Annotated in this window: 12 protein-coding genes; 5 read left to right on the forward strand and 7 right to left on the reverse strand. The window is 53.9% G+C overall.

Features of this window, described 5'->3' with window-relative positions:
• Nucleotides 1-37 precede the first annotated feature (37 nt).
• A complete protein-coding gene (locus KTT_RS14335; protein WP_126596619.1) occupies nt 38-1,744 on the reverse strand; it encodes an L-lactate permease in 1,707 nt (568 codons plus the stop codon).
• A 223-nt stretch (nt 1,745-1,967) separates the two neighbouring features.
• Between KTT_RS14335 and KTT_RS14340 the strand changes: the two genes are divergently transcribed.
• Complete coding sequence (locus KTT_RS14340) at nt 1,968-3,152, forward strand: DUF711 family protein (RefSeq protein WP_126596620.1); 1,185 nt, start codon at nt 1,968-1,970, stop codon at nt 3,150-3,152.
• Between the two features lie 31 nt (nt 3,153-3,183).
• Here the strand turns inward: KTT_RS14340 and KTT_RS14345 are convergent, their stop codons facing one another.
• The 5 genes from KTT_RS14345 to dnaA all read right to left on the reverse strand — a co-directional run bounded on the left by KTT_RS14345 (nt 3,184) and on the right by dnaA (nt 8,116).
• Nucleotides 3,184-3,783: a GAF domain-containing protein gene (locus tag KTT_RS14345; RefSeq protein WP_126596621.1), complete on the reverse strand. Its 600-nt coding sequence runs from the start codon at nt 3,781-3,783 to the stop codon at nt 3,184-3,186.
• A gap of 292 nt (nt 3,784-4,075) precedes the next feature.
• Nucleotides 4,076-4,585 (reverse strand): universal stress protein, encoded by a 510-nt coding sequence (locus KTT_RS14350; protein WP_126596622.1) that lies wholly within the window; start codon nt 4,583-4,585, stop codon nt 4,076-4,078.
• A 379-nt stretch (nt 4,586-4,964) separates the two neighbouring features.
• A complete protein-coding gene (locus KTT_RS14355) occupies nt 4,965-5,273 on the reverse strand; it encodes an ATP-dependent Clp protease adaptor ClpS (RefSeq protein WP_126596623.1) in 309 nt (102 codons plus the stop codon).
• A 155-nt stretch (nt 5,274-5,428) separates the two neighbouring features.
• Entirely contained in the window at nt 5,429-6,010 is a 582-nt protein-coding gene (locus tag KTT_RS14360) for a hypothetical protein (RefSeq protein WP_126596624.1), read from the reverse strand.
• A 465-nt stretch (nt 6,011-6,475) separates the two neighbouring features.
• A complete protein-coding gene (gene dnaA / locus KTT_RS14365) occupies nt 6,476-8,116 on the reverse strand; it encodes a chromosomal replication initiator protein DnaA (RefSeq protein ID WP_160145863.1) in 1,641 nt (546 codons plus the stop codon).
• 471 nt (nt 8,117-8,587) lie between these two features.
• Here dnaA and KTT_RS14370 point away from each other — a divergent pair, with 471 nt between their 5' ends.
• The 4 genes from KTT_RS14370 to murA all read left to right on the forward strand — a co-directional run bounded on the left by KTT_RS14370 (nt 8,588) and on the right by murA (nt 14,177).
• Complete coding sequence (locus KTT_RS14370; protein ID WP_126596626.1) at nt 8,588-9,325, forward strand: hypothetical protein; 738 nt, start codon at nt 8,588-8,590, stop codon at nt 9,323-9,325.
• A gap of 317 nt (nt 9,326-9,642) precedes the next feature.
• Nucleotides 9,643-11,109: an FHA domain-containing protein gene (locus KTT_RS14375; RefSeq protein ID WP_160145864.1), complete on the forward strand. Its 1,467-nt coding sequence runs from the start codon at nt 9,643-9,645 to the stop codon at nt 11,107-11,109.
• Between the two features lie 193 nt (nt 11,110-11,302).
• Nucleotides 11,303-12,826 carry a phytoene desaturase family protein gene (locus KTT_RS14380; protein WP_126596628.1) on the forward strand — a complete coding sequence of 508 codons (1,524 nt, stop codon included), beginning with the start codon at nt 11,303-11,305 and terminating at the stop codon, nt 12,824-12,826.
• Between the two features lie 16 nt (nt 12,827-12,842).
• Complete coding sequence (gene murA / locus KTT_RS14385; protein ID WP_126596629.1) at nt 12,843-14,177, forward strand: UDP-N-acetylglucosamine 1-carboxyvinyltransferase; 1,335 nt, start codon at nt 12,843-12,845, stop codon at nt 14,175-14,177.
• A gap of 58 nt (nt 14,178-14,235) precedes the next feature.
• Here murA and KTT_RS14390 read toward each other — a convergent pair whose 3' ends face one another.
• Nucleotides 14,236-16,527 carry a hypothetical protein gene (locus KTT_RS14390; RefSeq protein WP_126596630.1) on the reverse strand — a complete coding sequence of 764 codons (2,292 nt, stop codon included), beginning with the start codon at nt 16,525-16,527 and terminating at the stop codon, nt 14,236-14,238.
• Nucleotides 16,528-16,570: the final 43 nt, after the last annotated feature.

Raw genomic sequence — 16,570 nt, forward strand, 5'->3', positions numbered from 1 at the left:
CCCGACCCTTCCCACGCTTTCAGATGGATATTTGTGCTTAATGGGGGATAATGCCCGGAATCAGGTATTGCTGGATCATCACAATGATGCCCAGGATGGTCGCGAGAATGATGCTGTGGAAAAAGGTACGCCGGATGATCAGGCCCTCTTTCCCATTCAGTTCCGTGGTCGATACGCCGGTGCTGACGTTCTGGGGACTGATCATCTTCGACATGACGGCGCCACTGCTGTTGCTGGCCGCCATCAGTACGGGACTGAGATTTAGCTGCCGCGCCGCTACCACCTGGAGATTGCCAAAGAGGGCGTTGCTGGAGGTATCACTTCCGCTCAGGAAGCAGGCGATCCAGCCCAGAAAGACCGAGAAGAAGGGGAAGATAAAGCCAACTTTGGAGATGGCCAGGCCCAGCGTATATGACATGCCGGAGTAGTTGTACAGATAGGCCAGTCCGATAATCAGCATGACTGTGAGGATTGGGAAACGTAGCTGGCGCCAGGTATCGACCAGGGACAGCCAGATGATGCTGGCGCTTGATCCGGTGGCGATCATTACGAGCGCGGTCACGATGACGGTCAATAAAATGGCCGTGCCTGTTCCGAGTGGCTGGAAGGCATAGATCGCGGCATAGGGCTTATTGTAGAGGGTGAGGAAGATCTGCTTATCCAGGCCGGCCCAGTGGATATTCAGCGCCCCCAGGGTGGGAACCTTTAAAAAGGTCCAGGCGATCACGATGATGCTTACCAGTAGCCATGGGAGCCAGGCCAGAATGGCTTCCTGCGTGGTCGGCTTCTGGGTCGCATTCCCTGCTCCGCCGCCGCGGTCCTCCTCTTGCGCTACGTCGGCCGCCTCAATACCCGCTTCGACCTCGTTGCCACCGGTGTCGATGCCTTTTACGACGGGTGCGAAGGTGGCGCGATACTGCTCGATGTCGCGCGGTTTCCAGACCTGCACAAAGAGGATGACGCAGATCAGTGAGAAGAGAGAGGCCAGCACATCCGGCAGCTCTGGTCCCACAAAGTTTGAGATCGTAAACTGCATCAGGGCGAAGGAGAGTCCAGCCACCAGGGCGGCCGGCCAGATGGTGCGCAGACTGCGGAAGCCGGTGAAGACGACCATGGCATAGAAGGGTAAAAACAGGGCGAAGAATGGTAGTTGTCGACCCACCATCGCCGCCAGAGGACCGGCGTGTAGACCGGTGACACTGGACAGGGTGGTGATTGGCACTCCCAGCGCCCCAAAGGCGACCGGGGTCGTGTTAAAGATCAGGGTCAGGGTAACCGCTTCGAGAGCGGGGAAGCCGAGGGCGATCAGCAGAGCACTGCCGATCGCGACCGGCGTTCCGAAGCCGGCCACACCCTCCATCAGCGCTCCAAAGCTGAAACCAACAATCAGGAGCAGAATGCGCTTATCCGGCGGCACATTGTAGACCATCCAGCGTCGAAACAGTTCGAACTTGCCGGAGCGTACCGCGATATTATATAGCCACATCGCATTCCAGACGATCCACATCACGGGAAACAGCGCGAACGCGAATCCATTCAGGGTAGAACTGGCCGCCTGCTGGATGGGCATCTGCCAGACCAGGATGGCGATGAGCAGTCCAATGATCAAACCGGCCAGTGCGGCCTGCCAGGCGGGACGGCGCACGATACCCAGTAATACGAGTACGACAATAATGGGGATAAAACCAACGATGAGTGAGAGAAAGAGGTTCCCAGCGACCGGGGTGAGTATCTGGTGGAACATCAGCGTCCTCCGTTCAAATATTACTCTTTTTCCGGTATAAACACATTTATCTATTCGTATATTCTGACATACTAAAAAATGTCCTGTCAAATAATAAGTGTCATGCTATGGCTTACACATCACAAGATATAATAAGGGTATTAAATAATGCACGCTTGCTAATGCTGAGAATGCTATAATGCCTTCGTAGAAAAGGTAGCCAGACCTGGAAGTGAGGAAGTATATGTCGTTACCAACGATTCGAACTATGACACTGGGCATCGCTCAGGCCCATCCAATAGAACACCAGACCCTGGTGGATGCGTGGCGGACCCTGCAGCGCGCGCGCCTGCGGTATGAGGATGCGGGCTATGAGCTGCAGACGTTACGGCTCTCAACGCGTCCCCTGTTTGATGACCTGGCCGAGTGGCCCGCGCACGCCGTTCTTGAGTATGTGCAGGAGCGGCAGCTATTGCTGAATGAGCTGGGAATAGAATATTGTTCTCTGGGGACCGCGTTCGCCGCGCGTCCGGCTTTTCCGCTGGATCGTCTGCGTCTGCTGGGCGACATCTTGATCGCCACCAATGCGCTGAGCGCCACGGTGAGTCTGGCGGACGCCGAGCATGGCATGCGCGCGGAGGCCGCGCTGCCCATCGCGCAGTTGATGCTGCGCCTGGCCCATGAGACGCCGGAAGGCTTTGGCAACTTCCGCTTTGCCATGCTAGCCTGCGTCGCTCCGGGCAGTCCCTTTTTCCCGGCCGCCTACCACGCGGGTCCGGCCAGTCTGAGCATAGGTCTGCAGGGCGCGCCCCTGATTACCGAGGCGCTGCAGACGTTGCAGGCGGATGGGCAGAGGGCCCTGGACCTCAACCAGGTCAGCGAGAGCGTCAGCACAGTGCTTGAGGAACGGGTGCGTCCTATTGTGACACTGGGGCAACACGTAGCCCGCGACGCTGCTCTGCAGTTTGGTGGGATTGATCTATCGCCAGCTCCTATGGGTGACGTGAGCATTGTGCGGGCTATGGAGCTATGCGGCTATGGCCAGCTAGGCGCGCCAGGTACCCTGGCGGTGGCCGCGGCCCTGACCTCGGCCTTGAAGAGTACCTCTCTGCCCACCTGCGGCTATAATGGTCTGATGTTGCCGGTTCTGGAGGACGCGGTCCTGGGACAGCGCTGGGCGGAAGGTATTGTGAATGCCCATCAGCTCTTGCTCTATTCAGCGGTTTGTGGAACGGGATTAGATACTATTCCCCTGGCGGGTGATAGCACACCGGAGCATATCGCTCATCTGTTAATGGATGTCGCGACCCTGGCAGTTCGCTACCAAAAACCACTCTCCGCCCGCCTCTTCCCGGTCCCCGGCCGGCGAGCTGGAGAGTTTACACAATTTACTTCACCCTATCTAACCAATACACGGATCGCGCCATAGGGCAGTGCCACCGTGTATATCATTTACGCATTTACAGGGAGACATGGGTGCCCCAGAAGGCATTCATGACTCCATGATAAGAGCTACGAATATTCTCATAGAGGCGGGCGTTTTCAATGGCCAGGGCGGCCAGGCTGGCCAGCACCGACAGGAATTGAATGTCGTCTTCCATAAAATCGGTTGGTTTATCCGTATAGACGCGCATAACGCCAATAGCGCTGCCATGTACCTCCAATGGCACACACAGCACCGAAACCAGCCCCTCGTGGCGAGCGGCCTCTTTATAGTGGAACCGAGGATCGATGCGTACATCGGGGATGTAGATAGGAGAGCCTTTGAGCGCCTCGCTATCAATGGGACTACTGCCAACGTTGACCGGGCCCTTGGACAGATATTCGTTGCTCAACCCATTTACCGCGCTCAACTGCAATTGTCCCGTATCGGGGTCCAGGAGACGCAATGCGCAGGCTTTTACCTGCATCGCTTCCGTGATACTGATCACAACGCTCTGTAAGACTTGGTCAAGCTCCAGGCTTGACGAAATAGTGAGTGCCGCCTGATGAAGCGCTTTATAGTAATCTCTTACTGGGAGTTCCACCTGGCTCTGATTGTTTGAGTCATCTTTCATCATAATTTCTCCCCCAACACACTGTCTATTAGATGTGTTTCAAATTGCAGTTACACTTAGTAATACGTATACATAGCTATATACGTATCAGTTCCCTCTGGAAAAAGCCCGAATTCCCTTCAGTTCAGTTCCCTCTTAAGACTGATTGTACTGCATCTTTTCAAAAGCGTGCTTTTACGATCGTGAGGAGCATGCATGGGAGACAGTCATGTCTCCCCTGACAACTACGATGAGGTAGAACTCTCGTCTACTAATGGTCTATGGATATCTATATGCCATACGTGCGTATAGACGCTTATTGATGCGCCGCGTTCTCCGGCGGTGGATCTTGCACCAGCCAGACGCGGCAGGGCGCGTTCGCCAGCACGTATGAGACGGTTTTGTTTAGTTCACTTTGACTCTTCCCATTATGGCGCATCAGACCGATTAACAACAATGCACAATTGTGATCTCTCGCTTCATCAACGATGGCGGGACCCGCATCACGCGCCTGCACAACTTCAGCAACTGCTTCGCAACCCACGCGATCAGCAATCGTCATAGCTGAATTGAGCATCTGGTCCGCGCGTTCGGATTCCTGGGTAAGGACGGCTTTTAGTGGCAATGCACGTGGCACTTCGATGACATGAACGAGATGGACCTTACGTTTGGCTCCTTTTGCCATCTGGCAACCAAGATAGACAAGATTGGCGTCAAGCTTTTCGCCGCTAATGACGACAGCAATCGCGCCTGCAGCACATTCACCTAGAGCTGATTTGCTGATCTCAGTCTCTTCTTTGGTTTTGGAACCCCATAAGTGAACCATGATTTCTCCCCTCCTGATGGAGCGTGATATAACAGCATCATCTGGCACCTTCAGTGTCAGCTAATCTCAGCGAACGTCTCCCAAAAGTTTTTTGTACAAATAAAAAACAGCATGCATGGTATGACATCCGAGCGACTAAGCATTCTATCTTTCCGGGTGAGTAACGTCAATAAAGCAAACTGGTACAGGTACTTCCGTACTGGTTAATTAAGAGATCACAGAACCGCGTGATAAACCTTGCGTTATACCTGCGTGTTTGCTATTGCACATGTAATACGATGGACGCTTAAGAATGGTTGCCCAAGTAATGGTCATGGCATTTGCATGCAACAATTGAACCAGAATAAAGAGAAAAGCGGCCTGCCGGTCGCTTTTCTCTTTATTCTGGTTCAATTGTTGCTGTAAGATTGTAACTTAATAATCGTTCCTGGTAATATTCAGCCACCTCTCGGGGACAAACCACAACGATAGCCTGCCCGGTCAGATGTGCTGTCAGCATAATGCGCTCTGCTTCTGGAACGGTCAACGTGTTGACGGCATGTACCAGAGCAAAGATGACATAGTTCATTTCGTTATAGTCATCATTATGGACGATAACTTTATAAGGTGGAAGCAGTTTGGTACGGTCGAGTACGACTTCCTCCGGTCTTACCTGGAAACGTGTTACAGTCCATTGATCCTTGGACATGGATAGCCTCTCCATTAGTAAACAGTATGATGGCTTCTTAAGCATTCCAAATCTATTGTAACCAAGAGTTACGCATTTTACTAGTGTCCTGGCTAACAATCCTATAAAAAAAACATCCCGCTCACAGAAGCAGGATGTTTTTTGTTTGAAGCACTTTATTCCTGGCGGCTCACACTACGGTCGATGCGACCCTGATTATTGAGGAGGATGGCTCGTGCCCGGGAATTGCGGCTGATATTTTCAGGATCATCAAAGCGCAGGGCGATTACATTGAGCTTCCCCTCCAGTTGTCGGGGTGAGGGTGGTGGGGGTGTTTTGGTTTCCTGGCCGATGGCTCCTCGCACACGTCCACGCCGTAGCGAACCAAGGATAGCGCCCAGCACCAGGCCAACCGCGGCACCAACCAGCAGGGTGGTCGGTTCTGGCAAATGTGGTAGCGCGAAGGTGGTGGCAAAGGTCAGTCCGGTCACGATCAGACCACATAAAACAGCGAACAGCACGATAATGGCCGGATTAGGCTTTGAGCGCTGTGTCTGCAGGAAGAGATCGCCCCGTGCCTGGTTAGGACCGTGCTCGCGGAACTGGCCGCTCCCAACCATACCAGCGGGAAGTTGATGAATCTCCTCATCCTTAAAGCCAGCTTTTTTAAGTTTGTCCGAGGCTGTCCCGGCCTTGTCCTCATCGGGGAAGACCGCCAGCAGATCGTAACTGGCAGGTTGTTGTTGTTGTCGTTGCATACGAAGTAGCTCCTAATAAGGGTAACGGGTACTCGTTTTTGGTTTTCATTATACACCATCTCTATCATGAGTATGTGTCTGAAGACCGCAGTTCTCGCGCCTGCGGCGCTCAATTGTATTGTAGGAGGTGGTGCAGGAGCAGGAATGGGGGCATTCGCCCCCATTCCTGCTCCTGCACCACCTCCTACAATAGATAGAAAGCACAAAAAGAGCAAATTTCCATGCGAGCGGTAGTGCCCCCATCCCTGACGTTGCCCCACCTCCCACAAAAGATAGAAAACCTAAAAAGAGAGAAATTCTACGCGAGCGGTAGCGCACGCATTCCAGGTGTTGTCCCACCTCTTCCAAAAGGTAGAAAGTTCAAAAAGAGAGGCATTCCATGCGTGCGCGGTAGCGCACGCATGGAATGCCTCTCATAAATAAAAAAGATTGGGGGCGTAGCGCCCCCACGCTGAACTTCTGTAATTAAAAAGAGCGATTCTGCAGAGAATCAAGAACTGAGGCAATCTCTTGCCTCACCTGATCATTATTGCCCATCTCGGCATGAACCTTTTCCCAACCATGCATGATGGTTGTATGGTCGCGACCGCCGAGGGCTGTACCTATCTGCAGGAGTGAAGCGCTGGTCTCTTCGCGCATCAGGTACATCGCCACCTGGCGTGGCCAGACGATATCCCGATCGCGCTGTTTGCCACGCAGCAACTCTTGATTGACGTTGTAGTAGCGGCAGATACCATCCAGGACGTCGTTCACCGTAAGGTTTGAGGGAGCTGGTGGCTTCTTGTCATAAATATGTTCCAGCGCCTGCGCCGCCAGGCTGATGGTCAACGGAGCATCATGCAGGGTCGCGTAGGCGATGACGCGATTGAGAGCGCCCTCCAGCTCACGCACGCTGCTACAGGTTGGGCGCGCGATATATTCGATGACGCTGGCCGGTACAGTGAAGCGCAACGAGTCGCATTTTGAGCGTAAAATGGCCAGGCGATGCTCGTATTCGGGTGGCTGGACATCGGCCAACAAGCCCCACTCGAAGCGTGAGCGCAAACGATCCTGCAGGCTGCTGATCGCCTTGGGGGGTCGATCGCTAGTGACCACGATCTGTTTGTTCGCATTATGCAGCGAGTTAAAGGTATGGAAAAACTCTTCCTCGGTCGACTCTTTGCCAGCGATAAACTGGATATCATCGACCAGCAGGATATCGATCTGGCGATACTTGGAGCGGAACTCCTCCGTTTTTTGAAAGCGAATAGCGTTAATAATCTCGTTTGTAAACTTTTCAGAGGTGGTATAGAGAACGTGCAAACCAGCGCTCTCGCCTGCGTGTCCGATCGCGTGTAGCAGATGGGTCTTGCCCAGACCGACTCCCCCATATAAGAAGAGGGGATTATAAATACGCCCCGGATTTTCGGCTACGGCTAGAGACGTGGCGTGTGCCAGCTTATTGGATTTGCCCACGATAAAGGCGCTAAAGGTATAGCGTGGATTCATCAACAGGCCTTCGGCACTGGGATGGACCGGGCTATATTCCTGGCTGGACGGCGGCTCCTTATGCATGGGTTCCGCGGTCCCCTTTTTTTCGGAATAGGGCGCGGCATAAGGTGAAGCGGTCGGCGTCGTTTGCTCTTGCTTGTAGCTTACCGGTGGCCGAAGTGGAATACCATAGTCCTCTTTCTTCTGACGGTAGGCATTGTCTTGTGGAGCAGATGGAGCCATTGAATTGAGCGCGGGCGTTGTCTCCGATGGGGTCGCTCGCTTCCCACGCAATGGTGCGGACAGGCGTCCTTTGGCAAGGCGGTAGGTGCGTTTGGACGGGCGACTGGTCGGCGGTTGATCGCCCCCATTATCAGATGCGGCTGGTTGCTCTTTGGTCACTTCAAAGCGCACCTCGACTGGACCGCCAGTAATGTCTATCAGCGTAGAACGAATGAGTTCCTGAAAGCGTGTCTCTAGCTGCGCTTTCGCAAAAGTGGTGGGAACACGGATAATAAAGACGCCATCTTGAAATGAGAGCGCCGAAGTTCCCTGGAACCAGGTGGTGAAAACGGCAGAGTTCACCCTGGGTCGTAATCGTTCAATAGCTGTTTGCCAGATTTGTTTTGCATTCACACGCAGCACCCCTTTGGGGATTGGTTTATTGTAGCTAGTGTCTTAATTTGCTCTTTAATACGCTCCGAGCACGTTATCAGTTGTGTGCATAGGTATTTTTAGACAAAAATAAATCTCTGATAGTAATCTCGTGACGGCAGAGTGTAATGGTAGCATTAAATCAAAACGCTGTAAAGCCCTCCTTTCGTACCTCTAGACCATTATACCTGTTGCCAGAACGAGCATGCTGTATGTATCCCTTGTTATCCTATAACCAGGGGAATATTCTTGCTGAATTGAGGCATTTGGTACCAGAATGCGAGCTATCTCATAGCCCTCATTCGTTGTGTAAAGTATACTAAACCGGTAACAGTTCTCTTTCTCATGTAGAATAGCGCCATAAAAATAGTGCGTGGCCTGAAGGGGATTGGGTCGGGAAGAATTGATTTGATGGTTGAGAATGCAATATATGCTATGTTTAAGGAGCTTCTGATGTCTCTCTTGTATCAAAGAGGTCGACGCTTGCGGCGTAATGTCGCCGCACTGCATGTGCGCAAGCGATCACTGGTCTATCTAGCCTGTTTGCTTTTCTGTCTCTCTCTATTTATCAGCGCCTGTACGGGTGATAGCAATAACACTTCCAGGTCCGCGGGCGGAGCGAGTGCGACGGCGACCCCCGCTCCTGCCGCCCTGAATTCTTTGAACTGGTGTGGTAAGCCAAGCGAAATTTTCCGTGACCAGGCTTCGTCCCATGCCCAGGCAGTGGCTTCCAAAACCACCAACCTTGGACCGGCTGACGATAAACCAAAGACGATTACCGATTGGAATACGGTCAAGCAAAATCTGGGTTTCACCATTTATTTGCCCAAAACATTACCGGCCGGCACCTGTTTACTGAACGTATCGGGTTCGTTGCGCGATCCTATCTTTGGCAGCAACTTTACGATTACGTACGTGTTGCCTGATCAGAATGCGTTGAGCTTTTCGCAGGCGCCTGTGCGCGTTAAAAACGTCACATTTCAATGCAACGTTTCCCAATCATCTACTTCAACGGGCAATGCGAAGGCCACCAGCACTCCATCCACTTCAGGGGGACAGGAGTCTATCCAGCTATGTAATGGGATTCGCGATCAGACGAATATCGTTTTCTCAGCCCGTGGGAGTACCGCTACGTTGCAGCAATTCTTCCAGAACCTGCAACCTGATGTCGATTGGACCCCGGCCAAATAGGGACCAGCTTCTTTTAAAATTGAGCCGTGAAATTTATCCATTCCGCTCGTCCTATTAGTGGAATGATTGTATCGGACATACTTTCGTTCCTTTAGATTGAACTCTTACTCTCACCCGAGCGGACTCCCAAAAGAATGAGGAGGCATGGTTGTAACGGGATCTGGCCTTCATTGGAGCAGGGGGAGGAATGTGGGACACTGTTCGTCAAAAAGCATTATACTCGACGCTCAACTTACACTTCTGATATAATGGACAGAAGTTTTACGTGTACGCGATATATATTCATGCGTGCATACCAATTGGGAGGAACTTTTATCATGGATAAGTGTCCCTACTGTGGGGCTGAGACTCGGCAAGGTGACAACTTCTGCTTGAATTGTGGTAATCGCCTGCTTCCTGCCACTCCCTCACCTTCTTCAGGTCAGCAGGCTCAGCCAGGAATCGGCGAAGCTACCGTTGCGACCCCCGATGAGTGGAATGGTGCTCCTCAGAGTCCCGCTTCAGGCAGTGGTCAGTCCTGGGGTGGTGTCGATCCGGCCGCGCCAACCGCCTTTGGCGCAGCCACTGATGCTTCAACTGTACGTGAGCCAGCTGGAACAGCGCAGGCCACGATGGATAGAATCTCTGAGCCCGCTATGTTTATTCTGCGCTCTGATAACGGTGATGTGATCCAGGAGTATCCTCTGGATAAGGCCGAAATCGTGATTGGTCGCGCTCCAACCAGTGATATTTTGTTGTCAAAGGATAAGTTGACCTCGCGTCGCCATGCGACAGTTCGTTATGAGAATAATCAGTATCTGTTGCACGATGAGCATAGCGCTAATGGCACCTTTGTGAATGGACAGCAGCTCGAAGAAGCTACGCCGTATGCTTTGCAGGATGGCGACCAGGTAGGTATCGGTGAGCACGAATTGCTCTTCCGGGCGCATGGAACACAGTCAAACGAGGTAGAGGACCAGCCGACTATTGCAGAGCCACAGGGGATCTCCGCCAATCCAGATTTCACCTATCGCACGCGCGATGATGAGCATGGTACCATTTCGGACAACGATGATTACGGTACGGCCGCGATGGATAGCGCCGAGCCCGCCGCTATGTACGATGCTAATGCGCCAGCGGCTGAACCTGCGCCAGTCGAGCCGCCCGCGACACCGGCTCCCGAGGAGGAGGCGCCGATCTCGCACTATGAGCCCGTGCCCATGCCCGTGCCCGTGCCCGTTCAGGAAGAGTCTGCCGCGCCAGAGATGGATGCGCAAGAGGCTGAGGAGCCTGCTCCCGCGTCACCCGCCAGCATCGACAAGACCCCATATGCGGTCCCTTCTTCGCCTGTTCCCGCAACGGATAATGTCACGTTCAGCCGTTTTTCTGCGCTGTCCTCCCCGTCCATGCCCGATATGAGCGCCCTGATGGCCGCCCTCTCCTCCCTGGATGGGCAGATCATGTCGTTGCAGGAGCAGTTCAATTCGACGCAGGACGCGATGCGCAACCACGATGCCGAGGTGAGCCAGACCGCCAATCAACTGCGCTCGGGTATCCGCCGTGTTTCCGATCGTATGGATGGCATGATCGCCGATGTTGCTAGGAGCCGAGAGGCGCTGGCCTGGGCCGAGCTCCTCCAGTTAATGGAAGACGTGATGAATAATCCTCGCGACATCGAGTATGTGACCAAACTGGCTCGTAAGGCGCGCGAACTCAATAAGGTGTTCCAGATTCATCAGAATGTGTTGAACACGATGGCCGAGTGCAATAGCCTGTTACGTAGCCTGATTGGTGAAGAGAAGTAAGCACATACCGCTGTCTTTCTTATATTCTGCAGGGCGGACATATGGCTCCGCCCTTTCATTTCTTCTGGTTGTCCGCTGCTTTATACCTGGTAATGATCTACAGCGATCTCTCTATTTTTATATAGGACCTGGTGGCTCCCGTGGATGGCCAGGTGTCAGTGTGCAGCAATTTTGCTAGCTTGCCGGAAATCTCATGTATAAACAAGCACCGTCACGTGTCGAGCCTCTGCCTGAAGCGGTGGCTAGCACGCATACAGTAAAGCATTTCGATGCGATAATTATTGGCGCGGGCCTGGGAGGTCTGCTCAGTGCCGCCCATCTTTTGCAGCGCGGCAAACACGTCGTCGTGGTGGAGCGCCTGCCGCATAGTGGTGGCCGTTTTACCGCCAAGAATTTTCATGGCGTCCAGGTCAGTACAGGCGCGGTCCATATGGTTCCTTTTGGTAGTAGTGGGGTGCTATCGCACATGTTGCGCCGTCTGAATGTGCCCCATCGTCTCTATGATGCCGATGTCTTTGGCTCGTTTCACGTGCATGGTCGGCAGTATCGTTCGCGTGGACTGCTGGGTGTCGCCCGGTTTTTGGGCCCACGCCAGTTCGCCTGGTTTTTGCGCCTGGGCTATCTGATGTTCTTCCGGCCGTTAAGCGCGCAGGAGCGCCAGCTCCCCTTTGATCTCTGGCTTGCTCGCCATATCAATGTTGAGCGCAACCCCCAGCTGGTGGCCTTTTTCGCTAGCATCTCCCGCTTCGCCTTGAGCCTTGAGCTCAGCCAGGTCAGTACCGCTGAGGTGGTGCGCACCACGAAAAATATGTTTCGCTTCGGGGCGCCCGCGATTGTCGAGGGGGGCTGTGGCGCGATCACGCATCAACTGGAAAAGATCATCGAGACCTATGACGGAGAGATTATGCTCTCCTCCGAGGTTCTGGGCATCGAGCAGGAACAGGGACACGTCACGGGCGTTCTGGTCAAAAATAAGACCACGGGTGAAGAGCTGTTGCTGCGAGCGCCACTGGTGGTCAGTGATATCGGACCACGCGCGACCAATGCTTTATTGCAGCAGCGGCGTATCAAGCAGTCGGATGTGCTCAAGCAGAAGTACGCTGAAGATCATAGCGCGCTCGCGCGCTCGTCCGATGATGTTCAGGAGGCGGTCGGCCTGAAAGTGCATATTCTCAGCGATGTCTCGTTGATCCCCCATAAAGGCATCATGTACTGCCTGGATACCAAACGCATCGCGGGCATGGTGCAGCCGACCAACAGCGATCCTTCGCTCGCGCCCGCCGGAAAACATCTGCTGATCAGTCACCAGGTTATCCAGAGTAACAATGTCGAGGAAGAACGGGCTCTGGCGCTGGCCGATCTACGTTCCATGTTTGGCGAGACCTTTGATCAACATTGTCAGGTCTTGACTATGGGGACCTATCGAGGAGAATGGCCGGTCAACCGAGTGGTCCAGGGGGAGGATGTGCAGTCGCGCCTGCAGGTAGAGGGACTCTACCTGGTGGGCGATGCTGTGAAGCCATCAGGCTATTTGATGGTTGAGGGTGTGGCGCAGAGCGTCAATAACTTTCTCGATCTGCTGGATGATCTGGATCGGGAGCAGGCCCGTGCGCGCAAGGCGGATCGCCGTCTCAGACGCAATGTGATGTCGCCCCCTTCCCGTCTCAATGCGGTGCGCTGGCTGTGGAAGGCGCCCGGAAATGCTGGAAAACCGTAGGAAGGTCTAGAAAGTAATGTTTGACTATGAAGAGCAGCAGGCTCCCCATTACCTCGTCACCGGTGGCACGCCACTGCAGGGCGAAGTAACGCTGAGCGGCGCCAAAAACGCGGTCACCAAAATGGTGATCGCCTCCCTCTTAACGTCCGATACCTGTGTATTGCGTAATGTCCCGCTGCTGGGCGATCTCGAATTGACCGTCAAGCTGTGCCAAGAACTGGGTTCTGAGGTCCAACTGGACCGGGAGCACCATTCACTCTCTATTTGTACCAGGGATGTGCGCGACCACCATGTTTCGAGTACCGTTGGCGGCCTTAATCGCATCTGTGTAATGATGATCGGACCACTGCTGCATCGTTGTGGCGAGGCTGTTATCCCTATGCCGGGCGGCGATCGCATCGGTCCACGGCCCATTAATTTTCATATCCAGGGCCTGCAGCAGATGGGTGCCCAGATCATCGAGAAGGATGGATATTATTATTGCCATGCACCTCAGCGCCTGCATGGCGCTACCATTTCACTGCCATTTCCCAGCGTGATGGCAACCGAGAACCTGTTAATTACCGCCTCTCTAGCCAAAGGCGTGACCATTATCGAGAACGCGGCCACCGAACCAGAGATCGTTGATCTAGTCAAGTTGCTGCAAAAGATGGGTGCCATCATCGAATTTAAGGTAGATCGGCGTATTGTGATCGAGGGGGTGAAGGCTTTACATGGGGCCAGCCATACCCTGGTCAGTGATCGTAATGAGGCCGTCTCGCTGGCCGTCGCGGCCTATCTAACACGGGGCGATGTCTATCTACGTCACGCGCAGCAGGATACCCTGCTCTCTTTCCTGAATACCTTGCTTAAGATGGGTCTGCGCTTTGAGATCGACGATGAGGGCATTCGCTTTATCGGTGATAGCGGGAACCCGCCCGCGATCTCGTTGGAGACCGATGTACATCCTGGATTTATGACCGATTGGCAGCAGCCGTTTACCGTGCTATTGACGCAGGCGCAGGGGATGTCCGTTATCCATGAGACAATCTATGAAGATCGCTTTGGCTATACCAGTGCTCTGGAGCGCATGGGGGCCCATATCGGTCTCTATCCAAAGTGTCTGGGCGAGGTTCCCTGTCGCTTCCGTGAAAAGCAGCATATGCATAGCTGCGTGGTGCGTGGACCGACGCCGTTGGTCGCTACACGGCTGGATATCCCTGATATACGAGCAGGCTGCTCGTATATTCTCGCAGCCCTCTGTGCCGAAGGGACCTCGATCGTCTACGGCATTGAACATATCGAACGAGGTTATGAGTACCTGGATATGAAATTGCGTACTCTTGGTGCTCAGATCGAAAAAGTGGTGTAGTCTGTCGATAGCAAGAAAAGCGCGTTAAAACGCGCTTTTCTTGCTATTCAGACGTTCTTTAGCTTTGAATGCTGGTGCGCACCTCGCGCAACTGTTCGGGTGTCAAAATTCTGAACAGGATCAGCAGGTTTTCCAGATCGTATTCCAGTCCCATTGAATGGAGTTCCTGACGGATGCGACCCAGCGCACTGATCTGAGTGGTTGTAATCAGTCCATAGCTGACCAGGCTGGCGGCCAATAATTGATCGGGCGTAAGTAATTTAAACATAAGCAATATTTCACCAAGTTGATAATTTAAATCCACACCACGTAACATCCTCTGTATATTTTGGGCAACCTCCAGACGATCCTGCGGTACCAGGTGTCCATCGAGTAGTACCTTGTTGAGTGAGCGCGTGGCCCGGCCATTGAGCACCTGGGGCTGTACATTGTTGTTCGTCTGTTGTTCTGGCAGCGCTGGCATGGGAGGGAGGCTCTGGACGATATCCAGCAGGACCGCGTTGTTGGTGGTCATGCTTTCTGCCAGGTCGTCAGGCACATTGATGGTATGATTGCTTTTCTCCTCTTTTTGCGCTGGCCGGTTGGGGGCTGCCGGTTCCTCACGGGCGGGTACCGGCTGTCTCTCTGGCTCCGGTTCTGTAGGAGCTACAGAAGGTTGATGGCTGGTTTCGTATCCTCTGTTTGTTACCGGTTCCGCGACAGGAGGAGCCGATTGGGTATGCTGGCTGAATTTAGGCTCATATCTGGTAGCGGGTGGGCTAATCGGTTCTTTTTCCACTTCTGGTGTGAAGAGCGGTACCGCGATCTTGTTGACCGGTGGCGTGGCTGCTGGCACGGGCGTGGAAATAGATGCCAGTTGCGGAGACGTGGCCTGTTTGTTTGGATGGACCGCGGGCTGATGGGCGGTTTGCGGACCATAGTTGGTGCGAGAGAGCACGTCTGGTCTGCGTGCGGCCTCGCCAATGGCGGGTCCCGTGACGGTACGCTCGATAGGCATATCCTGAATGGGGGAGGCGCGCAGAGGTTGCGTGCCGATTTTTTCCTCCGATGGGGCGAGGCGCGACGCCGGTGCTACTGGCGTTGTATATGTTTTTTCCGGCTGGGCGGGCTGTTCCTGGCGCTGCTCGCGTTCGCGTGTTGTCTCAAGCGTCGAATAGGAAGAGGCTGTTGGCGCTACCGCGTGCGGCGCGGTGAGATTGCTGACCTCCGCCTGTTGAGCGTACCTGCTGGCCTGGTTGGGAAGTGCATCCCTGGTCTCGACAGGTATGGTATACCTGGTTGTATTGATTGGCGCCCACTGCGTGGCTCCCTGCGGCTGCGCTGGACTTGTTGGCACATAGGTTGTGGAGACCGTGGGTGCGGTTGGTGCCGGTGTGGGCTCCTCTTGACTGGTAGAACGGAATCCCTGGACCATGCGAGAGAGCTGGGCGAGCCCTGATTCATTTGGGCCCTCGTAGCTTAACTGACCACTGGCCAGACGCTGGAGGACCGGGGCATCGTTATTGGCAACCGGCGCGGCAGGCATGCTGGCCACGGGCGGTGGATTGATTGGCTCCCGGCTGTCCCTGGTTTCCTGTGGTGCCTGCTGTCCGGCGGAATCCTGTGAATTCCAGGTGCGCTGATTGGGATAGAGGACCGCGCGAATTTTTTCGCTGTAAGAAGGTTGATTCGAGCCAGGGAGACCCGTAGCTGGCGAAGGCATATGATTCTGATTGAGGGCCCCATTTTTTAGCGCAGGCTGCGCAGAAGTGATGGAATGGTTCATTGGCGTTTGCGGCAATGACGTTGCATTGGTTGTTCGGGCAGGGGTCGGGATGGCACCTGTATCTGATGGTAATGAGGTGGCGAAGGTATTGGCGGCTTGATTTGGACTCTGGCCGGCGGCTGACGCGGAAAGAGATGAGAAACGTGGCATTCGGGGCTGCGTATGATTCATGTCCATCTGAATGGTCGCGCTCGGCACGCGGTTACGTACCGCGTCGACCAGGTTCATCAGGCCCTGCATGCCATCAATCTCCATGTCCGCGTTGCTGTTGGGAGCATGATCTTCTATGTCACGGGGACCATAACCAGCCAGGTTAGTACAGACAAAGGTAAGCACCTGCACCTTGCGGTCACGGCGCTGGGTATCCAGGGCAACCCAGAATTCTCTCCGGGCGGCCGCGGCCTGGGCAAGGTTAACCATCACCAGTCGAATAGGATAGCGAGCAATGGCATCAAAAACCTCAACGGCGGTACGGGCCGTATGATTGGTATACCCCGCTAACTGCAATTCACTGCCAAGCAGTGTGGCAAATTGTTGATCTCTTTCAAAAAGAAGGGTGTGTGGTCCACCCGTACTAATATTCATACCTGTATCACTCCAGTTGCTGATAGCATGAAAACTGAGTTCA

This window comes from Dictyobacter aurantiacus (assembly GCF_003967515.1).
GTDB lineage: Bacteria > Chloroflexota > Ktedonobacteria > Ktedonobacterales > Ktedonobacteraceae > Dictyobacter > Dictyobacter aurantiacus.